Origin of the sequence: Streptomyces sp. NRRL S-37, assembly GCF_000721605.1 — a bacterium.
Classification (GTDB): Bacteria; Actinomycetota; Actinomycetes; order Streptomycetales; family Streptomycetaceae; genus Streptomyces.
In genome coordinates, this window is sequence record NZ_JOIZ01000019.1 from 289,795 (window position 1) to 315,136 (window position 25,342).

Genomic DNA, 25,342 nt, shown 5'->3' on the forward strand with positions numbered 1-25,342 from the left:
GTCTGGGGGCGCAGCCCTCAGACCCCGTCACCGCGACGTACCCGCAGCCGCCCGACCGCCGGAGGCCTACGCGTCGTACACGTCGGCCTTCTTGGGCGCGGCCTCCTGCACCGCGGCGCTGAGGGACGACGACCGCGCACCGAACTTCGTGGTGTCCACCCCGTTCTCCTCCAGCACCTTGATCGCCGCCGAGTGCACCACCCGCAGCACCGGTGTGGCTGCCCGCAACGCGTCGTCGGCCATGAACCGGTGCCGCCACGGCCTGTCCGCCCACGCGTGCCGCAGGCCGAACGGCTCCGGCAGGCTCAGCTTGCCGCCCAGCCAGTACAGCAGCGGCGGGTACCAGGTCAGCGGCGCCCGCGCGGCCAGGCGTACCACCTCGTCCGAGTCGACCAGCGGGAGCTTCACCGTCCGGGTTTCCCAGAACCTGACCGACTTCTGGACCTGCTTCTCCTTGGCCGCCGGCTTGCTGGTGAACAGCGAGTGCACCGGCCCCAGCGCATGCCCGGTGACCTCGATGCGCAGCGTCTCGTGCAGCACGGTCACGGTGATCAGCATGGTGAGCACCAGCTGGCCGTCCCACAGCGTCCACTGCACGCCCAGGTAGTGCCGGTCGCCCGCGCCGAACTGCTGCTTGTTGCAGATGTCCTGTATCGCGTGCGGCTTGACCTGGTACGCCTCGACGTCCGTGCCCTCGGGCCGGGAGACCGCGTCGGCGTTCTCCCCGATGGGTGTGACGATCCAGTGCCGTACCGACGGCTTGGGGAAGCCGCCGGTGTGCAGCGGCCCGCGCTCCAGCATCCGCAGCCGGTCGTAGATGGCCTTGATGACGTCCCAGCTGCGGAACGGGTTGATCTCCCGGTCCGGGTCGGCGGGCACCAGGTCCTCGGCGAGCTGCCAGCTGCCCCAGCGGGTGCCCATGCCGAGTATGCCCTTGGGGCCGGCGTAGAAGACGGAGTTGGACTGCTGTTCGGCGCTGAGCCGGGCCAGGGACTGGCGCAGTTGCTCGGCGGCCGTCTCACCGGGGCTGCTCGGCACCGCCTCGGGCACCTTGGCGCCGACGCTGCTGCCGGAGAGCAGGGCGGCCCAGCGCTCGCGCAGGTCTCTCGCCGTGCGCTCGCAGATCCGCTTGGCCCAGAACCAGCCCACCACCGGGGCGACGACCGCCGCGCGCGCGTACCAGCCCCAGAAGCCGTCGAACGGCATGCGGATCAGGAAGAGCACGGCGAGGGCGCCCACCGCGACCAGCAGGGTGGTGGCCAGCGCGCCCGCCCGCTTGTCCTCGCGCCTGGACATCGTCGTACGGATCTGGAAGACCAGCAGCCATACGAGCAGCCCGGGCAGGAAGAGCAGTCCGCACAGGACCATGATGGCGCTCAGCCAGTTGTCCCGCTCGCGGCGGATGCGGTGCGCCGCCAGCGAGTGCTCGACCACCACCTGCGGCTGGGCGCCGAAGGACTGGATGAGTGGCGCGCGGCCGGAGCCGAGCATCCGGTCGATGATCGCCCTGGAGAACGCCTCGCCCAGGTTCGGCCGGAACAGCTTCAGCCTGGGTGCGCTCACGGCCGACTTGTGCCATTCGCTGTTGGCCTTGAGTATCTCCTCGGCCTCGTTGTCCCGGTAGGCCGCCGAGGCCAGCGCGAACGTCGGCGTCTGCCCCTCGTCGCCCGTGCGCGGCACCTGCGGACCGAAGAAATCCGCGTAACCGCTCTCAACGGTCATTCCCGCCCCCGATCGCCGCGACTGTCGTCTTGCGGCCTTCCCTACTTCCTTGCTGCGCACACCTGTTGATCAGGTCTTCAGCGTATCCGTACCCGCCGTCGTCCGTAGGCGGACGGCCGAAGCCGTCCGCCATCACGGAGTGAGGCATTCCGAAGCCGTCCCGGTGCGAGGGGCGTACGCGGGCGCCCGCGGGGTCTCCCGGGGGCGCCCGTCGCCGGTCACGAGGCGGTACGCGCCTCTTCCTTGACCCGTTCCGCCACGTTCGACGGCATGGGTTCGTGCCGCGCGTACCGGCGGCTGAACCGGGCGGTGCCGTGCGAGAGGGAGCGCAGGTCGACGGCGTACCGGCCGATCTCGATCTCGGGGACCTCGGCCTTGACGAGGGTGCGTCCGCCGGGCGACTGCTCGGTGCCGAGCACCCGGCCGCGGCGGCCGGACAGGTCGCTCATCACGGAGCCGACGTAGTCGTCGCCGACCAGGACGCTCACCTCGGCCACCGGCTCCAGCAGGTGGATCCTCGCGTCCGCGGCCGCCTCCCGCAGGGCCAGCGCGCCGGCCGTCTGGAACGCGGCGTCGGAGGAGTCCACGGAGTGCGCCTTGCCGTCGAGGAGTGTCACGCGGACGTCGGTCAGCGGATGTCCCGCGGCGACTCCCTTGACGGCCTGGGCCCGTACGCCCTTCTCGACGGAGGGGATGAACTGCCGCGGTACGGCGCCGCCGACCACCTTGTCGACGAACTCGATGCCCGAGCCGTTCGGCAGCGGCTCCACCTCGATCTCGCAGATGGCGAACTGCCCGTGTCCGCCGGACTGTTTGACGTGCCGGCCGCGTCCGGCCGCCTTGCCGCCGAAGGTCTCCCTGAGCGACACGCGGTGCGGTACGACGTCGACCTGGACGCCGTAGCGGCTGCGCAGCCGTTCCAGGGCCACGTCCGCGTGCGCCTCGCCCAGGCACCACAGCACCACCTGGTGAGTGTCCTGGTTCTGTTCCAGCCGCATCGTCGGGTCCTCGGCCACCAGCCGGGACAGGCCCTGCGAGAGTTTGTCCTCGTCGGGTTTGCTGTGCGCCTGGATGGCCAGCGGCAGCAGCGGGTCGGGCATGTCCCAGGGCTCCACGAGCAGCGGGTCGTCCTTGGCGGACAGGGTGTCGCCGGTCTCCGCGCGGCTGAGTTTGGCCACGCACGCGAGGTCGCCCGCGATAACGTGGGAGACGGGCCGCTGCTGTTTGCCGAACGGGGTGGACAGGGCGCCGATCCGCTCGTCGACGTCGTGGTCCTCGTGGCCGCGGTCGGCGAGCCCGTGTCCGGAGACGTGGACGGTCTGGTCGGCGCGCAGGGTGCCGGAGAAGACCCGGACCAGGGAGATCCGGCCGACGTACGGGTCGGAGGAGGTCTTCACGACCTCGGCGACCAGCGGGGCGTCGGGGTCGCACGGTTTCAGCTCGCGCGGCGTGCCGTCGACGGTGGTCACGCTCGGGGTGCCGTGCTCCAGCGGGGTCGGGAAGCCGCCGGTGACCAGTTCCAGCAGTTCGACCGTGCCGAGTCCCTGGCGGGCGCCGTCGGTGGCGGGGGCGGCGGCCAGGACGGGGAAGAACACCCCGCGCGCGACCGCCCGTTCCAGGTCCTCGACCAGGGTCTTGACGTCGATCTGTTCGCCGCCGAGGTAGCGGTCCATGAGGGTCTCGTCCTCGCTCTCGGCGATGATCCCCTCGATGAGCCGGCCGCGTGCCTCCTCCATCCGCGGGAGCTGGTCCTCGCCGGGCTCGGACTCCTTGCGTTCGCCGGTGGAGTAGTCGAACAGCTTCTGCGACAGCAGTCCGGTCAGGCCCGTCACGGGCGCGTGCCCGTCGGGCCCCTCCGGGCCGTGCAGCGGCAGGTACAGCGGCAGTACGGCGTCGGGGTCGTCGCCGCCGAAGGTCTCCGCGCAGACGCGGGTCATCTCCTCGAAGTCCGCGCGGGCCGCCTCCAGGTGCGTGATGACGATGGCGCGCGGCATGCCGACCGCGGCGCATTCGTCCCACACCATGCGGGTGGTGCCGTCCACGCCGTCCGAGGCCGAGACGACGAAGAGGGCCGCGTCCGCCGCCCGCAGACCGGCCCTGAGCTCCCCGACGAAGTCGGCGTATCCGGGGGTGTCCAGGAGGTTGACCTTGATGCCGTCCCATTCGAGGGGCACCAGGGAGAGCTGTACGGAGCGCTGCTGCCGGTGCTCGATGTCGTCGTAGTCGGAGACGGTGCCGCCGTCCTCCACGCGGCCCGCCCGGTTCACCGCCCCCGCGGTCAGCGCGAGGGCCTCCACCAGGGTCGTCTTGCCCGATCCGGAGTGGCCGACCAGCACCACATTCCGTACGGACGTGGGGTGGTCGGCCGCCTGAGCCCTGCCGGCGGCCCCGGGGTGTGTGTGCGCCTTGTCGCCCATCAGTCTCCTAACGAGGGGACCGCCGACTTCAGCCGGTGGGGGAATCGCTTCCCTGCTCTGTGGTACTTTTCCGTTCGTCCCGAAAGGGATCGGTTCGGGCTGGACCGCAACCCTCAGGTTGGAAGCCCCCTCCTCTGGGCGGGGAGCGGAGTCACGATCCTGCCTCCCGTGCGACTGCAGGGTGGGGCAACTGTGGGCGCCGGACCCGCGTGCGGCTCCGGCGAAGCCCGCTGTCATTCGAGCTTTCCACTTCTGTCACGGTGCGTCCATACGAACGACGCGATCCCGGGGCACACCCCGTGCATCGTGGTGCGGACGGGACTTCCCGTCGGGCCCCGTGTGTGTGGTGCACGACGAGGTACGCTGCGCCCGCGTGTGCGGTGACGACGCGGTGCATCGCGATACAGACGGGGGTACGGCCGTCGCCCGCGCGTGCGCGTGGCTACGATTGGGCCCGCCGGGTGGCCAGCAGGGGCCGTGCGGCGCCACCGACCGTCGGGAAGGCCATGCTGAACAAGTACGCGCGTGCATTCTTCACGCGTGTCCTCACACCGTTCGCCGCGTTTCTCATCCGGCGGGGGGTCAGCCCCGACACGGTCACGCTCATCGGCACCGCGGGAGTGGTCGCGGGCGCGCTGGTCTTCTACCCCAGGGGCGAGTTCTTCTGGGGCACGGTCGTGATCACGCTGTTCGTGTTCTCCGACCTCGTCGACGGCAACATGGCCCGCCAGCTCGGTCGCTCCAGCCGCTGGGGCGCCTTCCTGGACTCCACCCTGGACCGGGTCGCCGACGGAGCGATCTTCGGCGGCTTCGCCCTCTGGTACGCCGGGGGCGGTGACGACATCGCCCTGTGCGCGGTGTCGATCTTCTGCCTGGCCAGCGGTCAGGTGGTGTCGTACACCAAGGCGCGCGGCGAGTCGATCGGCCTGCCGGTCGCCGTCAACGGGCTGGTCGAACGGGCCGAACGGCTGGTGGTCTCGCTGGTCGCGGCCGGTTTCGCGGGCCTGCACGCGTTCGGTGTACCCGGCATCCAGTACCTGCTGCCGGTCGCCCTGTGGATCGTCGCCGTCGGCAGCCTGGTCACGCTGATCCAGCGGGTGGTCACCGTGCGCCGCGAGTCCGCCGAGGCGGAGGCCGCGGAGCGGCCGGAGGCCCGGGGGAGCGAGGCCGCGAAGTGAGCGCCCAGGAGCGGCTGGCCGACGCCCTGTACGGCGCCGGCTGGGGCACCGTCAAGAAACTCCCCGAGCCGGTCGCCGCGCGCCTCGGCAGGACCATCGCCGACCTCGCGTGGAAGCAGCGCGGCAAGGGCGTGCTCCGGCTGGAGGGCAACTACGCGCGCGTCGTGCCGGACGCGGGCCCGGAGCGGCTGGCCGAACTCTCCCGCGCGGGGATGCGGTCGTACCTGCGCTACTGGATGGAGTCCTTCCGGCTGCCCGCCTGGAGCCCCGAGCGTGTCGCGAGCGGCTTCGAGGCCGAGGACCTCCACCACCTGACCGACGGCATGGCGGCCGGCAAGGGCGTCGTCCTGGCGCTGCCGCACCTCGCCAACTGGGACCTCGCCGGCGCCTGGGTCACCACGAAGCTCGGCATACCGTTCACCACCGTCGCCGAGCGGCTGAAGCCGGAGACGCTGTACGACCGTTTCGTCGCCTACCGTGAGGGCCTCGGCATGGAGGTGCTGCCGCACAGCGGCGGCTCCGCCTTCGGCACCCTGGCCCGGCGGCTGCGCGACGGCGGACTGGTCTGCCTGGTCGCCGACCGCGACCTGTCCTCCTCCGGTGTCGAGGTCGGCTTCTTCGGCGAGACCGCCCGGATGCCGGCCGGACCCGCCCTGCTCGCCCAGCAGACCGGGGCCCGGCTGCTGCCGGTGACCCTCTGGTACGACGACTCGCCGGTGATGCGGGGCCGGGTCCACCCGCCGGTCGAGGTCCCCGGGACAGGCACGCGCGCCGAGAAGACGTCTGTCATGACACAGGCGCTGGCCGACGCCTTCGCCACGGGGATCGCCGACCATCCGGAGGACTGGCACATGCTGCAGCGCTTGTGGCTGAGGGACCTGGACCCCGCGCGGGACCCCGCGACCGCCCCCGGGCAGGACCGGAAGGGAACCTCGTGAGGATCGGCATCGTCTGCCCGTACTCCTGGGACGTGCCGGGAGGCGTCCAGTTCCACATCCGCGACCTGGCCGAGTACTTCATCCGGCTCGGTCACGAGGTGTCCGTCCTCGCCCCGGCCGACGACGACACCCCGCTGCCGCCGTACGTCGTCTCGGCGGGCCGCGCGGTGCCGGTGCCGTACAACGGCTCGGTGGCCCGGCTCAACTTCGGCTTCCTGTCCGCCGCGCGGGTACGGCGCTGGCTGCACGAGGGCGCCTTCGACGTCGTCCACATCCACGAGCCGACCTCGCCCTCGCTCGGCCTGCTGACCTGCTGGGCGGCCGAGGGACCGATCGTCGCCACCTTCCACACCTCCAACCCGCGCTCCCGCGCGATGATCGCCGCGTACGCGATCCTCCAGGCCGCCCTGGAGAAGATCAGCGCGCGGATCGCGGTGAGCGAGTACGCCCGCCGCACCCTCGTCGAGCACCTGGGCGGCGACGCGGTGGTCATCCCGAACGGCGTCGACGTCGACTTCTTCGCCAAGGCCGAGCCCAAGCCGGAGTGGCAGGGCGGCACCATCGGCTTCATCGGCCGCATCGACGAGCCCCGCAAGGGCCTGCCGGTGCTGATGAAGGCCCTGCCGAAGATCCTCGCCGCCTGTCCGCAGGCCCGCCTGCTGGTCGCCGGACGCGGCGACGAGAAGGAGGCGGTCGAGTCGCTGCCCCGTGAACTGCGCCCGCGCGTGGAGTTCCTCGGCATGGTCAGCGACGAGGACAAGGCCCGCTTCCTGCGCAGCGTCGACCTGTACGTGGCGCCCAACACCGGCGGGGAGAGCTTCGGCATCGTCCTGGTCGAGGCGATGTCGGCGGGTGCGCCGGTGCTCGCCTCCGACCTGGACGCGTTCGCGCAGGTCCTCGACCGGGGAGCGGCGGGCGAGCTGTTCGCCAACGAGGACGCGGACGCCCTCGCCGAGGCGGCCGTACGGCTCCTGGAGGACCCGGAGCGCCGCGCGGAGCTCCGCGAACGCGGCAGCGCCCACGTCCGCCGCTTCGACTGGTCGACGGTCGGCGCGGACATCCTGTCGGTGTACGAGACGGTGACGGCGGGCGCGGCGGCGGTGGCGACGGACGACCGCGCGACGGGCCTGCGGGCACGGTTCGGCCTGGCACGGGACTAGGGACCTGCCCGGCGGACCATGCCGCGGGCGCGAGGGCCGGTACGCCCTTCCCCGGAGGGGCCCGGCGCGTCGACGCGCTCTTCCACCGTGCGGTCCAGGCGAACGGGAGACCCCATCGCCCTGTTCACCTGGGCCGCAAGACGCCGCCGGTTCCCTCCGGCCTGATCCGCCGGGCGGGCCCCGGAGCCTGCCCGGACCGTTCCCGCCCGCCGCGCGACGCCCGGCACGTCCTCCCGCGGAGGGGGATCCCAGGCGCGTGGCCCGCCCTCCGGGCGGACGGCGGGAAGGGGCGGACAGGTCCCGGGGACGGGGCCGTTCAGGCCGCAAGGGGTCCGGGGGCGCAGCCCCTTGAGAGCGCCCCGGTAGCCTTGCCGCCCGTGACCGCAACCCTCATCTGGATCCTCGTCGCCCTCGTCGTCATCGGCCTCTACCTGAGCTGGACGGCGGGACGCCTGGACCGGCTGCACGCCCGGATCGACGCCGCCCGGGCCGCGCTCGACGCCCAACTGCTGCGCCGTGCCTCCGTGGCGCAGGAACTGGCCACCTCGGGCGTGCTCGACCCCGCCGCGTCCATCGTGCTCTACGAGGCCGCGCACGCCGCGCGGCAGTCGGTCGAGGAGCAGCGCGAGGTCGCGGAGAGCGAGCTCAGCCAGGCGCTGCGCGCGGTGTTCGGCGACGCGCAGCAGGTGGACGCGGTCCGGGAGGCCCCCGGGGGCGAGGAGGCGGCCCTGGAGCTCGCCGAGGCGGTGCGCAGGGTGCCGATGGCCCGGCGCTTCCACAACGACGCCGTACGGGCGGCACGGGCGCTGCGCCGGCACCGCAAGGTGCGCTGGTTCCGGCTGGCCGGCCACGCGCCCTTCCCGATGGCCTTCGAGATGGACGACGAGCCGCCGGCCGCCCTGGTCGAGCGAGCCGCGTGACGGCGGGATCCGGCCACCCGGCCGGACCGCCACCGACCGAAAAGGATCCACCGGCTTCTCATTGGCCCTTGCTGTGGCCTGGTCCGTTCACGTTTCCTCAGTGCTGCAGAAACCCCCTCCTTCCCCTCAGTGAGGTCATTCGTGTCCAGCACGCTCTCCGAAAACCAGGGTCCCGAGACCGGCACCGCCCGCGTGAAGCGCGGCATGGCCGAGCAGCTCAAGGGCGGCGTGATCATGGACGTCGTCACGCCGGAGCAGGCCAGGATCGCCGAGGACGCCGGCGCCGTCGCCGTCATGGCCCTGGAGCGGGTCCCCGCCGACATCCGCAAGGACGGCGGCGTGGCCCGGATGTCCGACCCGGACATGATCGAGGGCATCATCGACGCCGTCTCCATCCCCGTGATGGCCAAGTCCCGCATCGGCCACTTCGTCGAGGCCCAGGTGCTGCAGTCCCTCGGCGTCGACTACATCGACGAGTCCGAGGTCCTCACCCCGGCCGACGAGGTCAACCACTCCGACAAGTGGGCGTTCACCACCCCGTTCGTCTGCGGTGCCACCAACCTCGGTGAGGCCCTGCGCCGCATCGCCGAGGGCGCCGCGATGATCCGCTCCAAGGGCGAGGCCGGCACCGGCAACGTCGTCGAGGCCGTACGCCACCTGCGCCAGATCAAGAACGAGATCGCCCGCCTGCGCGGCTACGACAACCACGAGCTGTACGCCGCCGCCAAGGAGCTGCGCGCCCCCTACGAGCTGGTCAAGGAGGTCGCCGAGCTGGGCAAGCTCCCCGTGGTCCTCTTCTCCGCCGGCGGTGTCGCCACCCCGGCCGACGCCGCGCTGATGCGCCAGCTCGGCGCCGAGGGCGTCTTCGTCGGCTCCGGCATCTTCAAGTCCGGCGACCCGGCGAAGCGTGCCGCCGCCATCGTCAAGGCGACCACCTTCTACGACGACCCGAAGATCATCGCGGACGCGTCCCGCAACCTCGGCGAGGCCATGGTCGGCATCAACTGCGACACCCTCCCCGAGACCGAGCGCTACGCCAACCGCGGCTGGTGACCGTGATCATCGGTGTCCTGGCCCTCCAGGGCGACGTACGGGAGCACCTCGTCGCCCTGGCCGCGGCCGACGCCGTGGCCAGGCCGGTCCGGCGTCCCGAGGAGCTCGCCGAGGTCGACGGCCTGGTCGTCCCCGGCGGTGAGTCCACCACGATCTCCAAGCTGGCGGTCCTCTTCGGCCTGATGGAGCCCCTCCGCGCGCGTGTGCGCGAGGGCATGCCCGTCTACGGCACCTGCGCCGGCATGATCATGCTGGCCGACAAGATCCTCGACCCGCGCTCGGGCCAGGAGACCGTCGGCGGCATCGACATGATCGTGCGCCGCAACGCCTTCGGCCGGCAGAACGAGTCCTTCGAGGCCGCGGTCGACGTCAAGGGCGTCGAGGACGGTCCCGTGGAGGGCGTCTTCATCCGCGCCCCCTGGGTGGAGTCCGTCGGCGCCGGCGCCGAGGTGCTCGCCGAGCACGGCGGCCACATCGTCGCCGTCCGCCAGGGCAACGCGCTGGCCACGTCGTTCCACCCGGAACTGACCGGCGACCACCGCGTGCACGGCCTCTTCGTCGACATGGTGCGCGCGTACCGGGCGGCCGAGTCCTTGTAGGATTCCTGCGTTCGTTGCAGAGATGGGTTACGCGAAGGAGACAGGCAGATGTCCGGCCACTCTAAATGGGCCACGACGAAGCACAAGAAGGCCGTGATCGATGCCAAGCGCGGCAAGCTCTTCGCGAAGCTGATCAAGAACATCGAGGTCGCCGCGCGGATGGGCGGCGTCGACCTGGACGGCAACCCCACGCTCTATGACGCCGTCCAGAAGGCCAAGAAGCAGTCGGTGCCGAACAAGAACATCGACTCCGCCATCAAGCGCGGTGGCGGTCTCGAGGCCGGCGGCGCCGACTACGAGACGATCATGTACGAGGGCTACGGTCCGAACGGTGTCGCGGTGCTCATCGAGTGCCTCACCGACAACCGCAACCGCGCCGCCTCGGACGTGCGCGTCGCGATGACCCGCAACGGCGGCTCCATGGCCGACCCGGGCTCGGTGTCCTACCTGTTCAACCGCAAGGGCGTGGTGATCGTCCCCAAGGGCGAGCTGACCGAGGACGACGTCCTCGCCGCCGTCCTGGACGCGGGCGCCGAGGAGGTCAACGACCTCGGCGAGAACTTCGAGGTGCTCAGCGATGGTGTCCGTGCGGACCCCCTCGTCCGGGGCGACCAGGCGTCCGGCGCGGCCGGTGCCCGCCTCCGGGTCGACCGGCTCCCCCCCCCCCCCCCCGGGGGGGGGCCCCCCCGCCCCCCCCCCCCCGCCCCGCCGCGCTGTCAGTGGCACCCGATAGCCTGCACGAACAGGTGATCGAGGGAAAGGGCCGGCACGTGCGCGTACTGGGGGTGGACCCGGGGCTGACCCGGTGCGGTGTCGGCGTCGTCGAGGGCGTCGCCGGGCGGCCGCTCACCATGCTCGGCGTGGGCGTCGTCCGCACACCGGCCGACGCCGACCTCGGCCACCGCCTCGTCGCCGTCGAGCAGGGCCTCGAACAGTGGCTGGACGAGCACCGGCCCGAGGTCGTCGCCGTGGAGCGCGTCTTCAGCCAGCACAACGTGCGGACGGTGATGGGCACCGCCCAGGCCAGCGCCGTCGCCATCCTGTGCGCCTCCCGCCGCGGCATCCCCGTCGTCCTGCACACGCCCAGCGAGGTCAAGGCCGCCGTCACCGGCTCGGGCCGCGCCGAAAAAGCCCAGGTCGGCGCCATGGTCACCCGGCTGCTGCGGCTGGACGCGCCACCGAAGCCCGCCGACGCCGCCGACGCCCTCGCGCTCGCCATCTGCCACATCTGGCGCGCCCCCGCGCAGAACCGGCTCCAGCGGGCCGCCGCCCTGCACGCCTCCAGAACCCCCCGCGCACCACACGCCCCGCGCGCATCGAAAGGCCGTACGACATGATCGCCTTCGTCAGCGGCACGGTCGCCGCCCTCGCTCCCGACACCGCGGTGATCGAGGTCGGCGGGGTCGGCATGGCCGTCCAGTGCACACCGAACACGCTCTCCACGCTCCGCGTCGGACAGCCCGCGAAACTCGCCACCTCCCTGGTCGTCCGCGAGGACTCGCTGACCCTGTACGGCTTCGCCGACGACGACGAGCGCCAGGTCTTCGTGCTGCTCCAGACCGCCAGCGGAGTGGGCCCCCGGCTGGCCCAGGCGATGCTCGCCGTGCACACCCCCGACGCCCTGCGCAGAGCCGTGGCCACCGGGGACGAGAAGGCGCTGACCGCCGTCCCCGGCATCGGCAAGAAGGGCGCCCAGAAGCTGCTCCTGGAGCTCAAGGACCGCCTGGGCGAGCCGCTCGGCGCCCCCGCCGTCGGCGCACCGGTCACCAGCGGCTGGCGCGACCAGCTGCACGCCGCCCTGATCGGCCTCGGGTACGCGACCCGCGAGGCCGACGAGGCCGTGTCCGCCGTGACACCCCAGGCGGAGGCCGCCGGGGGCACCCCGCAGGTGGGGCAGCTGCTGAAGGCGGCCCTGCAGACGCTGAACCGCGCCCGATAGCCCGTACGGAGAGCTGAGGCACACGCACATGAACTGGGACGACACCACCGGCACCGACGCCACCGGCGAGCGGCTGGTGGGCTCCGTCGCCGACCGCGAGGACCAGGCGGTCGAGGCCGCCCTGCGCCCCAAGGACCTGGGCGAGTTCATCGGCCAGGAGAAGGTCCGCGAGCAGCTCGACCTCGTGCTGCGCGCCGCCCGCGCGCGGGGCGCCACCGCCGACCACGTGCTGCTCTCCGGCGCCCCCGGCCTCGGCAAGACCACCCTCTCGATGATCATCGCCGCCGAGATGGAAGCCCCCATCCGCATCACCTCGGGCCCCGCCATCCAGCACGCCGGCGACCTCGCGGCGATCCTCTCCTCCCTCCAGGAGGGCGAGGTGCTCTTCCTCGACGAGATCCACCGCATGTCCCGGCCCGCCGAGGAGATGCTCTACATGGCGATGGAGGACTTCCGCGTCGACGTGATCGTCGGCAAGGGCCCCGGCGCCACCGCCATCCCCCTCGAACTGCCCCCCTTCACCCTGGTCGGCGCCACCACCCGGGCCGGCCTGCTGCCGCCCCCGCTGCGCGACCGCTTCGGCTTCACCGCGCACATGGAGTTCTACGAACCCGCCGAGCTGGAGCGGGTCGTCCACCGCTCGGCGAGCCTCCTCGACGTGGAGATCGACCCGGCCGGCGCCGCGGAGATCGCCGGCCGCTCCCGCGGCACGCCCCGCATCGCCAACCGCCTGCTGCGCCGCGTCCGGGACTACGCGCAGGTCAAGGCCGACGGGCTGGTCACCAAGGACATCGCGGCGGCGGCCCTCGCCGTCTACGAGGTCGACGCCCGGGGCCTCGACCGGCTGGACCGGGCCGTACTGGAAGCCCTGCTGAAGCTGTTCGGCGGCGGACCGGTCGGCCTGTCCACGCTCTCCGTCGCGGTCGGGGAGGAACGTGAGACCGTGGAGGAGGTGGCCGAACCCTTCCTCGTACGGGAGGGCCTGCTCGCCCGCACCCCGCGCGGGAGGGTCGCCACCCCGGCGGCATGGGCGCATCTCGGCCTCACGCCGCCCCGCCCGGGGACCTCCGGAAACGGACAAGGGGACCTGTTCGGGGCGTGACGGCGAGGACGATGGCCCGGGCAGGAACCCCGGTGCCATGCTGAGCGTTGTTCCCTGCGCGCGGACTCGCTTAGACTCCGCCGATGCCACCCTCGCCGGCGGCAGTACACACCCCCAACCATCAGGCCGTTCACCATCGCGGTCGTGTGAAGGAAGTTCCGACCCGTGAGTCTCCTGACCCTCCTCCCGTTCATTGTGCTCATCGGGGCCATGTTCCTGATGACCCGGTCGGCCAAGAAGAAGCAGCAGCAGGCCATCGACATGCGGAACCAGATGCAGCCCGGTTCCGGCGTCCGCACCATCGGGGGCATGTACGCCACGGTCAAGGAGGTCAGTGAGGACACGGTCCTCCTCGACGCCGGCCCGGGTGTGGAGCTGCTGTTCGCCAAGAACTCGATCGGTGCCGTCCTGACCGACGAGGAGTACAACCGCATCGTCCACGGCATCGAGCACGACCTGAAGTCCGACGCCGACGTCGTCCCCGACGACGCCTCCTCCCTCACCGAGACCGACGACTCCTCCGACGCTGCCGCCGCCTCCGACGACACGCCTGTCGACCTCGGCAAGAAGGACGCGGCCGACGAGCCGGCCGACGCCGACGAGGTGAAGGCGGACGCGCAGTCGAAGAAGTCCGACGGCGACTCCGACGCGAAGTAGTCGTGGCCCGGGGCGCGCGGGTGCTGCCCGCGCGCCCCGGGACATGCCCGACTCGCACGGAGTCCCGACACCATGTCATGGCCGCCCGCCCGCCGATCCGGCGCGAGGCGGCCCGAGAGGGAGTACGAGAAGGTGGCAGCAGTCAAAAAGGGACGGAACGCGAGCGCCACGAGTAAGCCGTGGCGCTCGCTCGCTCTGATCCTGATCGCCATCGTGGCGCTCACCGGAGGGATGTTCGCCTCCGGGCACACCACTCCGCGTCTCGGCATCGACCTGGCCGGCGGTACGAGCATCACGCTGGCGGCGGTCCCCGAGGCCGGCCAGGAGTCCGCGATCAACAAGACCAACATGAACACCGCGGTCTCCATCATGGAGCGGCGTGTCAACGGTCTTGGCGTCTCGGAGGCCGAGGTCCAGACGCAGGGTGACCGCAACATCATCGTCAACATTCCCAAGGGCACCAATTCCAAGCAGGCCCGGGAACAGGTCGGCACCACCGCCAAGCTCTACTTCCGTCCTGTGATCGCCACCGAACTCGCCGGTGGCGGCGCCGCTCCCACGCCCAGCGCGACCGGCGACGGCTCGGAGCAGGACTCCGGCAAGGACAAGGCGACCGACAAGGCCACGGAGAAGGCGACCGACGGTTCCTCCCCGTCGGCGAGCGCCACCACCCAGGGCCGTGCCGTCACCGACGCCCTGAAGGCCGACGAGACGCCGTCCGCCTCCCCGAGCGGCACGGCCGAGGACGGCGCCAGCCCCTCCGCGTCCGCGACCGGCGGCACCTCCGGCGACGCCGACAGCAAGCTCCAGGCCCAGTACGCCGCGCTCGACTGCACCAAGGAGAGCGTCCGCGCCAAGGCCGGTGACGGTTCCAAGTCCAGCGACTCGACCGTCGCCTGCGGCCAGAACTCCCAGGGCCAGTGGCAGAAGTACATCCTCGGCCCCGCCGCGGTCGACGGCACGGACGTCGACGAGGCCAGCGCCGTCCTGAACACCCAGACCGGTGCCGGCTGGGTCGTCACCATGGACTTCACGGACAAGGGCGCCAAGAAGTTCGCCGACATCACCGGCCAGCTCGCCAAGAACCAGTCCCCGCAGAACCAGTTCGCCATCGTCCTGGACAACGAGGTCGTCTCCGACCCGTACGTCAGCCAGGCCCTGACCGGCGGCAACGCCGAGATCTCCGGCAACTTCAACCAGCAGTCGGCGCAGGAACTGGCCAACATGCTGTCCTACGGCGCCCTGCCGCTGACCTTCCGCGAGGACAGCGTCACCACCGTCACCGCCGCGCTCGGCGGTGAGCAGCTGAAGGCCGGTCTGATCGCGGGTGCCATCGGCCTCGCCCTGGTCGTCCTCTACCTGCTGGTCTACTACCGCGGCCTGTCCTTCATCGCGATCCTGTCGCTGCTGGTGTCCGCCGCGCTCACCTACGTGATCATGTCGCTGCTCGGCCCGGCCATCGGCTTCGCGCTGAACCTGCCGGCCGTGTGCGGTGCCATCGTCGCCATCGGCATCACGGCGGACTCGTTCATCGTGTTCTTCGAACGGGTCCGGGACGAGCTCCGCGAGGGCCGCACCCTGCGTCCCGCCGTGGAGCGGGCCTGGCCGCGTGCCCGGCGCACCATCCTGGTCTCCGACTTCGTGTCGTTCCTCGCCGCCGCGGTGCTCTTCGTCGTCACGGTCGGCAAGGTCCAGGGCTTCGCGTTCACGCTCGGCCTGACCACCGTGCTCGACGTCGTGGTGGTGTTCCTCTTCACCAAGCCCCTGCTCACGCTGATGGCCCGCCGCACGTTCTTCGCGAGCGGCCACAAGTGGTCCGGCCTCGACCCGAAGGCGCTGGGCGCGAAGCCGCCCCTGCGCCGTACCCGCCGTCCCTCCGCCCCTGCCCAGACGAAGGAGGCGTGAGAGATGTCGAAGCTCGGCACCCTCGGCGCCCGACTGCACCACGGCGAGGTCGGCTACGACTTCGTCAAGAACCGCAAGATCTGGTACGGCATCTCCATCCTGATCACCATCACGGCCATCCTCGGCCTGGCGGTGCGCGGCCTGCACATGGGCATCGAGTTCCAGGGCGGAGCGGTCTTCACCACCCCGAAGAACATGAGCGTCTCGGTCGCCCAGGCCGAGGAGTACGCGGAGGACGCCTCCGGTCACGACGCGATCGTCCAGAAGCTCGGTGACGGCAGCCTGCGCATCCAGGTCGCGGGCATCGACACCAAGACCTCGGACGGCATCAAGGACCAGCTCGCCGAGGACCTCAAGGTCGACGACGAGCGGATCAACGCCGAGCTGGTCGGCCCGAGCTGGGGCGAACAGATCGCCAACAAGGCCTGGCAGGGCCTCGGCATCTTCATGATCCTGGTCGTGATCTATCTGGCGATCGCCTTCGAGTGGCGCATGGCGCTCGCCGCGTTCGTCGCCCTGATCCACGACATCACCATCACTGTCGGCATCTACGCCCTCGTCGGCTTCGAGGTCACGCCGGGCACGGTGATCGGTCTGCTGACCATCCTCGGTTACTCGCTCTACGACACGGTCGTCGTCTTCGACAGCCTCAAGGAACAGACCAGGGACATCACCAAGCAGACCCGCTGGACCTACAGCGAGATCGCCAACCGCTCCATCAACAGCACCCTGGTCCGCTCCATCAACACCACGGTGGTCGCGCTGCTGCCGGTGGGGGGCCTGCTGTTCATCGGCGGTGGTGTCCTCGGCGCCGGCATGCTGAACGACATCTCGCTGTCGCTGTTCGTCGGCCTCGCCGCCGGTGCGTACTCCTCGATCTTCATCGCCACCCCGCTCGTCGCCGACCTCAAGGAGCGCGAGCCGGCGATGAAGTCGCTGAAGAAGCGCGTCCTGGCCAAGCGCGCCCAGGGCGCGGCCGAGGGCGGGACACAGGAGGCCCCGGTCACCGGCGAGGACCACGACGACGAGCCCGAGGACGCCGCACCCGCGGTCGTCGGCCCGCGCGGCCAGTCGGCCGCCCGCACCCGCGGCCGGGGCCGTAACTCCGGGAAGCGCCGATGACCGGGATCAGAGAGCTGCTGCTCAGCCGCATCCGGGACGTGGCGGACTACCCGGAGCCGGGCGTGATGTTCAAGGACATCACCCCGCTCCTGGCGGACCCCGCGGCGTTCTCCGCGCTCAGCGGCGCCCTCGCCGACATCGCCCGCGCCACCGGCGCCACCAAGGTCGTCGGCCTGGAGGCCCGCGGGTTCATCCTCGGTGCCCCGGTCGCCGTCCGCGCCGGCCTCGGCTTCATCCCCGTACGCAAGGCGGGCAAGCTCCCCGGAGCCACCCTCAGCCAGGCGTACGACCTGGAGTACGGCTCCGCCGAGATCGAGGTGCACGCCGAGGACCTGAGCGCCGACGACCGCGTTCTGGTGGTCGACGACGTCCTCGCCACCGGCGGTACCGCCGAGGCGTCGGTCCAGCTCATCCGCAGGGCGGGTGCCGAGGTCGCGGGTCTGGCCGTACTGATGGAGCTCGGCTTCCTCGGCGGCCGCGCCCGGCTGGAACCGGCCCTGGCCGGCGCCCCGCTGGAGGCGCTGCTCACGGTCTGACCAGCGCCGTCGCACACGAACCGCGCACAGGGAACACCGCTCGGGCGGGCCCGGAGGAATCCGGTGCCCGCCTCGGGTGTTTCCAGGAGTAGACCGTCCTCACAGCCGCCCGCAGGCGATCCGCGGGCACGGGATCGCTACCATGGGGTCTCCGGAGCCTGACCGGGGGACCCGGATCGCGCACGAGGAGCCCTCTTGCCAGACGAGGCCCAGCACCTGACCGCCGCCAAGCCCGAGTCCGCCTCGGCGGCCGCGGCCAAGCCCGCGCCGAGCGCGCCCCACGCGAAGAACGACACGCGCGGGCCGGTCCAGCACGCCCAGTCCACGCCGGTCGACAAGCCCGAGCAGCCGCGCCCCAAGCCGGCCCCGCCCGAGCGCCCAGCGTCCCTGGCCCGCCCGAACACCGGCCAGCCGCGCTCCGGCTCCTCCAACCGTGTCCGCGCCCGCCTCGCCCGGCTCGGCGTCCAGCGCGCCAACCCGTACAACCCGGTCCTGGAACCGCTGCTGCGGATCGTCCGCAGCAACGACCCCAAGATCGAGAATGCCACGCTCCGCCAGATCGAGCGCGCCTACCAGGTCGCCGAGCGCTGGCACCGCGGCCAGAAGCGCAAGAGCGGCGACCCGTACATCACGCACCCGCTCGCCGTCACCACCATCCTCGCCGAGCTCGGCATGGACCCGGCCACCCTGATGGCCGGACTGCTGCACGACACCGTCGAGGACACCGAGTACGGCCTGGAGGACCTGCGCCGCGACTTCGGCGACGTGGTCACCCTCCTCGTCGACGGCGTCACCAAGCTGGACAAGGTCAAGTTCGGCGAGGCCGCGCAGGCCGAGACCGTGCGCAAGATGGTCGTCGCCATGGCCAAGGACCCGCGCGTCCTGGTCATCAAGCTCGCCGACCGCCTGCACAACATGCGCACCATGCGCTACCTCAAGCGCGAGAAGCAGGAGAAGAAGGCGCGCGAGACCCTGGAGATCTACGCGCCGCTCGCCCACCGCCTGGGCATGAACACCATCAAGTGGGAGCTGGAGGACCTCGCCTTCGCGATCCTCTACCCCAAGATGTACGACGAGATCGTCCGCCTCGTCGCCGAGCGCGCCCCCAAGCGCGACGAGTACCTCGCCATCGTCACCGACGAGGTGCAGCAGGACCTGCGCGCCGCCCGCATCAAGGCCACCGTCACCGGCCGCCCCAAGCACTACTACAGCGTCTACCAGAAGATGATCGTCCGCGGCCGTGACTTCGCGGAGATCTACGACCTGGTGGGCATCCGCGTCCTCGTGGACACCGTCCGCGACTGCTACGCGGCCCTCGGCACGGTGCACGCGCGATGGAACCCGGTCCCCGGCCGGTTCAAGGACTACATCGCGATGCCCAAGTTCAACATGTACCAGTCGCTGCACACGACGGTCATCGGCCCCGGCGGCAAACCCGTCGAGCTGCAGATCCGCACCTTCGACATGCACCGCCGCGCCGAGTACGGCATCGCCGCGCACTGGAAGTACAAGCAGGAGGCCGTCGCAGGCGCCTCCAAGGTCCGTTCCGACGCGCCCAGGTCGTCCGGCAAGGGCAAGGACGACCACCTCAACGACATGGCCTGGCTGCGGCAGCTCCTGGACTGGCAGAAGGAGACCGAGGACCCCGGCGAGTTCCTGGAGTCCCTGCGCTTCGACCTCTCCCGCAACGAGGTCTTCGTCTTCACCCCCAAAGGTGACGTCATAGCGCTGCCCGCGAGTGCCACCCCGGTGGACTTCGCCTACGCCGTCCACACCGAGGTCGGCCACCGCACCATCGGGGCACGGGTCAACGGCCGCCTCGTACCGCTGGAGTCGACCCTCGACAACGGCGACCTGGTGGAGGTCTTCACCTCCAAGGCGGCCGGCGCCGGCCCCTCCCGCGACTGGCTCGGCTTCGTCAAGTCACCGCGCGCCCGCAACAAGATCCGCGCCTGGTTCTCCAAGGAACGCCGCGACGAGGCCATCGAGCACGGCAAGGACTCCATCGTCCGCGCGATGCGCAAGCAGAACCTGCCGATCCAGCGCATCCTCACCGGCGACTCGCTGGTCACGCTGGCGCACGAGATGCGCTACTCGGACATCTCCGCGCTGTACGCGGCGATCGGCGAGGGCCATGTCTCCGCGCAGAACATCGTGCAGAAGCTCGTCCAGGCCCTCGGCGGCGAGGAAGCGGCCACCGAGGAGATCGACGAGTCGGTCCCGCCGGCCCGCAGCCGCAAGCGCCGCTCCAGCGCCGACCCCGGTGTCGTCGTCAAGGGCGTCGAGGACGTCTGGGTGAAGCTGGCCCGCTGCTGTACGCCGGTGCCCGGCGACCCGATCATCGGGTTCGTGACCCGGGGCAGCGGTGTGTCGGTCCACCGCAGCGACTGCGTCAACGTCGACTCGCTGTCCCGGGAGCCCGAGCGGATCCTCGACGTCGAGTGGGCGCCCACCCAGTCCTCGGTCTTCCTGGTCGCCATCCAGGTCGAGGCCCTCGACCGGTCCCGGCTGCTGTCGGACGTCACCCGCGTCCTGTCCGACCAGCACGTCAACATCCTCTCCGCGGCCGTCCAGACCTCCCGCGACCGCGTCGCCACCTCCCGCTTCACCTTCGAGATGGGCGACCCCAAGCACCTCGGGCACGTCCTGAAGGCCGTACGCGGCGTGGAGGGCGTCTACGACGTCTACCGGGTGACCTCGGCCCGCAACCGCACGTAGCGGACGGCGCACACGCGAAAGGGGGCTCCCGTACCTCGGGTACGGGAGCCCCCTTTCGCATGCCGTGCGCGGGTTCAGCCGCCGAACTCGTGCAGACCCTTCAGCGCCTGGTCCAGCAGGGCCTGGCGGCCCTCCAGCTCCCGCTCCAGCTTCTCCGCCTTGGCGGTGTTGCCCTGCGCCCTGGCCTGCTCGATCTGGCCCTTCAGCTTGTCCACAGCAGCCTGGAGCTGACCGGTCAGACCCGCGGCACGCGCGCGTGCCTCCGGGTTCGTCCGGCGCCACTCGGCCTCCTCGGCCTCCTGCAGGGCCCGCTCCACGGCGTGCATCCGGCCCTCGACCTTCGGGCGGGCGTCCCGCGGCACATGGCCGATGGCCTCCCAGCGCTCGTTGATCCCGCGGAACGCGGCCCGCGCGGCCTTCAGTTCCGTGATCGGCAGGAGCTTCTCGGCCTCCTCGGCCAGCTCCTCCTTGAGCTTGAGGTTCTCGGCCTGCTCCGCGTCCCGCTCGGCGAAGACCGAGCTGCGGGCGGCGAAGAAGACGTCCTGGGCGCCGCGGAAGCGGTTCCACAGGTCGTCCTCGTGCTCGCGCTGGGCGCGGCCCGCGGCCTTCCACTCCGCCATCAGGTCGCGGTAGCGGGCGGCCGTCGGCCCCCAGTCCGTCGAGCCCGACAGCGACTCGGCCTCCGCGACCAGCCGCTCCTTGGTCTGACGGGCCTCCTCACGCTGCGCGTCCAGCTGCGCGAAGTGCTGCTTGCGCCGCTTGGAGAACGCCGACCGCGCGTGCGAGAACCGGTGCCACAGCTCGTCGTCCGACTTGCGGTCCAGCCGCGGCAGACCCTTCCAGGTGTCCACCAGCGCCCGCAGCCGCTCACCGGCGGCCCGCCACTGGTCGGACCGCGCCAGCTCCTCCGCCTCGACGACCAGCGCCTCCTTGGCGTGCCGCGCCTCGTCGGACTGCTTGGCCCGCTGCGCCTTGCGCTCCTCGCGGCGCGCCTCCACCAGCTCCACGAGCTTGTCCAGCCGGGCCCTGAGGGCCTCCAGGTCGCCGACCGCGTGGTGCGCGTCCACCTGCTCGCGCAGGTGCCCGATCGCGGCCTGGGCGTCCTTGGACGACAGGTCGGTGGTCTTCACTCGCTTCTCGAGGAGGCCGATCTCGACAACCAGGCCCTCGTACTTGCGCTCGAAGTAGGCCAGCGCCTCCTCGGGGGAGCCGGCCTGCCAGGAACCGACGACCTGCTCGCCGTCGGCCGTACGCACGTACACGGTCCCCGTCTCGTCGACGCGGCCCCACGGGTCGCTGCTCACAGCGCCTCCTCCACATGATGCCGTCGAGGGGGCCTCGAAGCTCCCCCGGGCATCGTCCACAGTTTCGTCACGGCCAACATAGGCGACCGACGGGATGCCTGTCCGCATCCCGCGCGACCGAAATTTCGCAGTTGGGGGTCAGGATTTGGTGACGGTCGCCTTGTCGATCACGACCGTCGCGTTGGGCGCCCCGTCACCCGCTCCGGTGTTCTCCCCGGCGTCGGCGATCTTCTTCAGCACCTTCATGCCGGCGTCCGAGATGGTCCCGAACGGGGTGTAGCTGGGCGGAAGCTGACTGTCCTGGTAGACCAGGAAGAACTGGCTGCCACCGCTGTTCGCCTGCCCGGTGTTGGCCATCGCGACCGTGCCCGCCGGGTAGATGTTGTCCTTCAGGCTTTTGTCCTTCAGGTTCTCGTCCGGGATCGTGTAGCCGGGACCGCCGGTGCCGGTGCCCGTCGGGTCACCGCACTGCAGCACGTAGATGCCACTCGTGGTGAGCCGGTGGCACTTGCTGTGGTCGAAGTAGCCCTTCTTCGCCAGGAAGTCGAACGAGTTGACCGTGTGCGGGGCCGCCGACGCCTTCAGCGCCACGTCGATCCCGCCACAGGTCGTGTCCAGCTTCAGCGTGTACTTCGCCGACTTGTCGATGGCGACCGCCGGCTCCTTCTTCCAGGTCTCCGTCTTGACCTTGCCCTCGGCGGGCTTGTCGCACGGGTCCGGAGCCTTGCTGGTCGGCGCGGCGCTCGGCGTGACCTCCGCGTTCGCGTTGGTCTTGTCGTCGCCCTGCTCCAGCGCCCCGGTCGCGTACAGCGCGCCGCTGCCCACGAGGACCACACCGAGCACGGACGCGATCACCGAGTTGCGCACCCGCGACTTCCGCCGTGCTTCGGTGCGCCGCTGCTGCTGCCGCAAGAACTTCTCCCGGGCGAGCTGACGCCGCCGCTGCTCCTGGCTGACCACCGGATTCTCTCCTCATGCGTCTCGTGTGCCGGCCGGTACGCGTGCGTGCGTGCGGTGAGCCGACCGCCTGCGTGTGCCCCGTACCGTATATGGGTTCGCTGAGGAATCGGCAGCGCCGGTAGGCTCTGACCACGGGCGCAGCCCCGTCGCAAGCCTCCCGTACCGACACAAACGAAGGACGATCGTGCTCATTGCCGGGTTCCCCGCCGGGGCCTGGGGGACGAACTGTTATCTCGTCGCCCCCGCCGCCGGTGAGGAGTGCGTGATCATCGACCCGGGCCACCAGGCCGCCGACGGTGTGGCGGAGGCGGTCCGCAAGCACCGGCTCAAGCCCGTCGCCGTCGTCCTCACCCACGGCCACATCGACCACGTCGCCTCGGTCGTCCCGGTGTGCGGAGCGCACGACGTACCGGCCTGGATCCACCCCGAGGACCGGTACATGATGCGCGACCCCGAGAAGGGCATCGGCCGCGCCATCGGCATGCCGCTGATGGGCGAGCTGACGGTGGGGGAGCCGGACGACGTCAGGGAGCTCACCGACGGCACGCGACTGGACCTCGCGGGCCTCACGTTCTCCGTCGCGCACGCGCCGGGCCATACCAAGGGGTCGGTGACCTTCGGCCTGCCCGAGACGGCGGACATCCCGCCGGTCATGTTCTCGGGCGACCTGCTGTTCGCCGGCTCCATCGGACGCACCGACCTGCCGGGTGGCTCCATGGACGACATGCTCGAGTCCCTGGTCCGCGTGTGCCTGCCGCTCGACGACTCGACCGTGGTGCTGTCCGGCCACGGCCCCCAGACGACCATCGGCCAGGAGCGCGCCACCAACCCGTATCTGCGGCAGGTGGCCGCCGGCCAGGGAGCCACCACCGAGGCTCCCCGACGAGGAATGTGACGAGACCTTCCGTGAGCACCTTCAAGGCCCCCAAGGGCACGTACGACCTGATCCCGCCGGACAGCGCCAAGTACCTCGCCGTCCGCGAGGCCATCGCCGCCCCGCTGCGGGGCTCCGGCTACGGCTACATCGAGACGCCCGGCTTCGAGAACGTCGAGCTGTTCGCGCGTGGTGTCGGCGAGTCCACCGACATCGTCACCAAGGAGATGTACGCCTTCGAGACCAAGGGCGGCGACCGGCTCGCCCTGCGCCCCGAGGGCACCGCCTCCGTGCTGCGCGCGGCCCTGGAGGCCAACCTGCACAAGGCGGGCAACCTCCCGGTCAAGCTCTGGTACTCCGGCTCGTACTACCGCTACGAGCGCCCCCAGAAGGGCCGTTACCGCCACTTCTCCCAGGTCGGCGCCGAGGCGATCGGCGCGGAGGACCCGGCGCTCGACGCCGAGCTGATCATCCTCGCCGACCAGGCGTACCGCTCGCTGGGCCTGCGGAACTTCCGCATCCTGCTCAACAGCCTCGGCGACAAGGAGTGCCGCCCGGTGTACCGGGCCGCGCTGCAGGACTTCCTGCGCGGCCTCGACCTGGACGAGGACACGCTGCGCCGCGCGGAGATCAACCCGCTGCGCGTCCTGGACGACAAGCGCGAGTCGGTGCAGAAGCAGCTCACCGGCGCGCCCCTGCTGCGCGACTACCTCTGCGACGCCTGCAAGGCGTACCACGAGGAGGTCCGCGAGCTGATCACGGCGGCGGGCGTGGTCTTCGAGGACGACCCCAAGCTGGTCCGCGGCCTCGACTACTACACCCGGACGACCTTCGAGTTCGTCCACGACGGCCTCGGCTCCCAGTCCGCGGTGGGCGGCGGCGGCCGCTACGACGGCCTGTCCGAGATGATCGGCGGCCCCGCGCTGCCGTCCGTCGGCTGGGCCCTGGGCGTCGACCGCACCGTGCTGGCCCTGGAGGCGGAGGGCGTCGAGCTCGAACTCCCCGCCACCACCAGCGTGTTCGCCGTCCCGCTCGGCGACGAGGCCCGCCGGGTGCTGTTCGCGAAGGTCATCGAACTGCGCAAGAACGGCGTGGCCGCGGACTTCTCCTACGGCGGCAAGGGCCTCAAGGCCGCGATGAAGGCCGCCAACCGCTCGGGCGCCCGCTACGCCCTGGTGCTGGGCGACCGCGACCTCGCCGAGGGCGTGGTGCAGCTCAAGGACATGGAGTCCGGCGAGCAGACGGCGGTCGGCGTCAACGAGATCGTGGCGGAGCTGGAGTCACGGCTCGGCTGACCCGTCGTACCGGCGAAGGCGCCGGTGCCCCGCGCGGGGCACCGGCGCCTTCGCCGTCAACACCTGCGGGCGATTCACCCGGCCGGATGATCCTGAGCGGAGCATGTGCACGGCCGTCCCCCGGACGGCGGCCGAAACCGCACGCCCACGGGCGAACGCCGGTACGCACTTATGTCCGCACAACGGCGAACCCACAGTCCCGTACGGCACAATGGCCCTGCCCGAAGCAGGTCCACACCCCAGTGACGGAATCGGCGTGATGAGCAAGACGACAGTCAGGGACGTCGACATGGATCCCGAACCCCCGGCCGCACCGCAGCGGGCCGCCTCCGCGCCGCGCACGGAGGGCGCGAGCCGGGCCTTCGCCCTGCTCATGGTGATCACCGGCGCCGCCGGTGTGCTCGCCGCGTGGGTGATCACGCTCGACAAGTTCAAACTGCTCGAGGCCAAGGTCAAGGGCGAGACGTTCGTCCCCGGGTGCAGCCTCAACCCCGTCGTCTCCTGCGGCAGCGTCATGGAGAGCGACCAGGCCTCCGTCTTCGGCTTCCCCAACCCGATGCTCGGCCTGGTCACCTACGGCATCGTCGTCTGCGTCGGCATGAGCCTGCTCGCCCGGGCCCGCTTCCCGCGCTGGTACTGGCTCACCTTCAACGCGGGCACGCTCTTCGGCGTCTGCTTCTGCGCCTGGCTGATGTTCCAGTCCCTGTACCGGATCAACGCCCTGTGCCTGTGGTGCAGCCTGGCCTGGGTCGCCACGATCATCATGTTCTGGTACGTGACGTCGTTCAACGTCCGTCAGGGCTTCCTGCCCGCCCCCGGCTGGCTGAAGAGCTTCTTCGGCGAGTTCACCTGGGTCATGCCGGTCCTGCACATCGGCATCATCGGCATGCTGATCCTGACCCGCTGGTGGGAGTTCTGGACCAGCTGACCGCTCGCCCCGGGC

21 protein-coding genes and 1 pseudogene are annotated in these 25,342 nt (G+C 71.1%); 18 read left to right on the forward strand and 4 right to left on the reverse strand.

Annotated features, from left to right (window positions below; translation table 11 throughout):
• Nucleotides 1-66: 66 nt before the first annotated feature.
• Both IH50_RS0127140 and IH50_RS0127145 read right to left on the reverse strand, forming a co-directional pair.
• Nucleotides 67-1,722 (reverse strand): hypothetical protein, encoded by a 1,656-nt coding sequence (locus tag IH50_RS0127140; protein ID WP_030867650.1) that lies wholly within the window; start codon nucleotides 1,720-1,722, stop codon nucleotides 67-69.
• A gap of 218 nt (nucleotides 1,723-1,940) precedes the next feature.
• The gene (locus IH50_RS0127145) at nucleotides 1,941-4,139 is read right to left on the reverse strand and encodes an elongation factor G-like protein EF-G2 (protein ID WP_030867653.1); all 2,199 of its coding nucleotides are present in this window, start codon (nucleotides 4,137-4,139) and stop codon (nucleotides 1,941-1,943) included.
• Nucleotides 4,140-4,645: 506 nt separating this feature from the next.
• Here IH50_RS0127145 and pgsA point away from each other — a divergent pair.
• From pgsA to relA, 15 genes and pseudogenes are all read left to right on the forward strand, one after another.
• A complete protein-coding gene (gene pgsA, locus IH50_RS0127150; protein ID WP_030867657.1) occupies nucleotides 4,646-5,317 on the forward strand; it encodes a phosphatidylinositol phosphate synthase in 672 nt (223 codons plus the stop codon).
• On the forward strand, nucleotides 5,314-6,255 hold the full coding sequence (locus IH50_RS0127155; RefSeq protein ID WP_030867658.1) for a phosphatidylinositol mannoside acyltransferase: 942 nt from the start codon (nucleotides 5,314-5,316) through the stop codon (nucleotides 6,253-6,255). The genes pgsA and IH50_RS0127155 overlap by 4 nt, the downstream gene beginning before the upstream one ends.
• The gene (locus tag IH50_RS0127160) at nucleotides 6,252-7,415 is read left to right on the forward strand and encodes a glycosyltransferase family 4 protein (protein WP_030867664.1); all 1,164 of its coding nucleotides are present in this window, start codon (nucleotides 6,252-6,254) and stop codon (nucleotides 7,413-7,415) included. The genes IH50_RS0127155 and IH50_RS0127160 overlap by 4 nt, the downstream gene beginning before the upstream one ends.
• Nucleotides 7,416-7,792: 377 nt before the next feature.
• Nucleotides 7,793-8,335 (forward strand): membrane protein, encoded by a 543-nt coding sequence (locus IH50_RS0127165; RefSeq protein WP_030867667.1) that lies wholly within the window; start codon nucleotides 7,793-7,795, stop codon nucleotides 8,333-8,335.
• Nucleotides 8,336-8,476: 141 nt separating this feature from the next.
• The gene (pdxS, locus tag IH50_RS0127170; RefSeq protein ID WP_030867670.1) at nucleotides 8,477-9,388 is read left to right on the forward strand and encodes a pyridoxal 5'-phosphate synthase lyase subunit PdxS; all 912 of its coding nucleotides are present in this window, start codon (nucleotides 8,477-8,479) and stop codon (nucleotides 9,386-9,388) included.
• Nucleotides 9,382-9,987, forward strand: coding sequence for a pyridoxal 5'-phosphate synthase glutaminase subunit PdxT (gene pdxT / locus IH50_RS0127175; protein ID WP_030867673.1), 606 nt, complete (start codon nucleotides 9,382-9,384; stop codon nucleotides 9,985-9,987). Before pdxS ends, pdxT begins: the two co-directional genes overlap by 7 nt.
• A gap of 48 nt (nucleotides 9,988-10,035) precedes the next feature.
• Nucleotides 10,036-10,566 (forward strand): annotated as a pseudogene (locus IH50_RS0127180) (YebC/PmpR family DNA-binding transcriptional regulator); the annotation flags it as partial.
• 191 nt (nucleotides 10,567-10,757) lie between these two features.
• On the forward strand, nucleotides 10,758-11,324 hold the full coding sequence (gene ruvC / locus IH50_RS0127185; protein WP_030867680.1) for a crossover junction endodeoxyribonuclease RuvC: 567 nt from the start codon (nucleotides 10,758-10,760) through the stop codon (nucleotides 11,322-11,324).
• Entirely contained in the window at nucleotides 11,321-11,926 is a 606-nt protein-coding gene (gene ruvA, locus IH50_RS0127190) for a Holliday junction branch migration protein RuvA (RefSeq protein ID WP_030867683.1), read from the forward strand. Before ruvC ends, ruvA begins: the two co-directional genes overlap by 4 nt.
• Nucleotides 11,927-11,954: 28 nt before the next feature.
• Nucleotides 11,955-13,028: a Holliday junction branch migration DNA helicase RuvB gene (gene ruvB, locus IH50_RS0127195; protein WP_030867685.1), complete on the forward strand. Its 1,074-nt coding sequence runs from the start codon at nucleotides 11,955-11,957 to the stop codon at nucleotides 13,026-13,028.
• 165 nt (nucleotides 13,029-13,193) lie between these two features.
• Nucleotides 13,194-13,685 (forward strand): preprotein translocase subunit YajC, encoded by a 492-nt coding sequence (gene yajC / locus IH50_RS0127200; RefSeq protein ID WP_030867687.1) that lies wholly within the window; start codon nucleotides 13,194-13,196, stop codon nucleotides 13,683-13,685.
• A gap of 132 nt (nucleotides 13,686-13,817) precedes the next feature.
• Entirely contained in the window at nucleotides 13,818-15,590 is a 1,773-nt protein-coding gene (gene secD / locus IH50_RS0127205; protein ID WP_078914110.1) for a protein translocase subunit SecD, read from the forward strand.
• Nucleotides 15,591-15,593: 3 nt separating this feature from the next.
• On the forward strand, nucleotides 15,594-16,712 hold the full coding sequence (gene secF, locus IH50_RS0127210) for a protein translocase subunit SecF (protein ID WP_030867690.1): 1,119 nt from the start codon (nucleotides 15,594-15,596) through the stop codon (nucleotides 16,710-16,712).
• Entirely contained in the window at nucleotides 16,709-17,248 is a 540-nt protein-coding gene (locus IH50_RS0127215) for an adenine phosphoribosyltransferase (protein ID WP_030867693.1), read from the forward strand. The genes secF and IH50_RS0127215 overlap by 4 nt, the downstream gene beginning before the upstream one ends.
• Before the next feature lie 195 nt (nucleotides 17,249-17,443).
• A complete protein-coding gene (gene relA / locus IH50_RS0127220) occupies nucleotides 17,444-19,966 on the forward strand; it encodes a GTP pyrophosphokinase (protein ID WP_030867696.1) in 2,523 nt (840 codons plus the stop codon).
• Nucleotides 19,967-20,040: 74 nt separating this feature from the next.
• Here the strand turns inward: relA and IH50_RS0127225 are convergent, their stop codons facing one another.
• The gene (locus tag IH50_RS0127225) at nucleotides 20,041-21,270 is read right to left on the reverse strand and encodes a DUF349 domain-containing protein (protein ID WP_030867697.1); all 1,230 of its coding nucleotides are present in this window, start codon (nucleotides 21,268-21,270) and stop codon (nucleotides 20,041-20,043) included.
• Nucleotides 21,271-21,408: 138 nt separating this feature from the next.
• Nucleotides 21,409-22,230, reverse strand: a complete 822-nt coding sequence (locus IH50_RS0127230) for a peptidylprolyl isomerase (RefSeq protein ID WP_030867699.1) — start codon at nucleotides 22,228-22,230, stop codon at nucleotides 21,409-21,411.
• 184 nt (nucleotides 22,231-22,414) lie between these two features.
• On the opposite strand from IH50_RS0127230, the gene IH50_RS0127235 reads away from it, so the two are divergent.
• From IH50_RS0127235 to IH50_RS0127245, 3 genes are all read left to right on the forward strand, one after another.
• Nucleotides 22,415-23,125, forward strand: a complete 711-nt coding sequence (locus IH50_RS0127235) for an MBL fold metallo-hydrolase (RefSeq protein ID WP_030867702.1) — start codon at nucleotides 22,415-22,417, stop codon at nucleotides 23,123-23,125.
• 11 nt (nucleotides 23,126-23,136) lie between these two features.
• Nucleotides 23,137-24,399, forward strand: coding sequence for a histidine--tRNA ligase (hisS, locus tag IH50_RS0127240; protein ID WP_030867704.1), 1,263 nt, complete (start codon nucleotides 23,137-23,139; stop codon nucleotides 24,397-24,399).
• A 259-nt stretch (nucleotides 24,400-24,658) separates the two neighbouring features.
• Entirely contained in the window at nucleotides 24,659-25,327 is a 669-nt protein-coding gene (locus IH50_RS0127245; RefSeq protein ID WP_030867707.1) for a vitamin K epoxide reductase family protein, read from the forward strand.
• Nucleotides 25,328-25,342 lie beyond the last annotated feature (15 nt).

What these genes read in the sequence shown, in the direction of transcription:
- IH50_RS0127140 (WP_030867650.1), bottom strand. Translation starts at nt 1,722, where the DNA reads ATGACCGTTGAGAGCGGTTACGCGGATTTCTTCGGTCCGCAGGTGCCG.
- pgsA (WP_030867657.1), top strand. Translation starts at nt 4,646, where the DNA reads ATGCTGAACAAGTACGCGCGTGCATTCTTCACGCGTGTCCTCACACCG.
- ruvA (WP_030867683.1), top strand. Translation starts at nt 11,321, where the DNA reads ATGATCGCCTTCGTCAGCGGCACGGTCGCCGCCCTCGCTCCCGACACC.
- IH50_RS0127245 (WP_030867707.1), top strand. Translation starts at nt 24,659, where the DNA reads ATGAGCAAGACGACAGTCAGGGACGTCGACATGGATCCCGAACCCCCG.
- IH50_RS0127215 (WP_030867693.1), top strand. Translation starts at nt 16,709, where the DNA reads ATGACCGGGATCAGAGAGCTGCTGCTCAGCCGCATCCGGGACGTGGCG.
- secF (WP_030867690.1), top strand. Translation starts at nt 15,594, where the DNA reads ATGTCGAAGCTCGGCACCCTCGGCGCCCGACTGCACCACGGCGAGGTC.
- ruvB (WP_030867685.1), top strand. Translation starts at nt 11,955, where the DNA reads ATGAACTGGGACGACACCACCGGCACCGACGCCACCGGCGAGCGGCTG.
- IH50_RS0127145 (WP_030867653.1), bottom strand. Translation starts at nt 4,139, where the DNA reads ATGGGCGACAAGGCGCACACACACCCCGGGGCCGCCGGCAGGGCTCAG.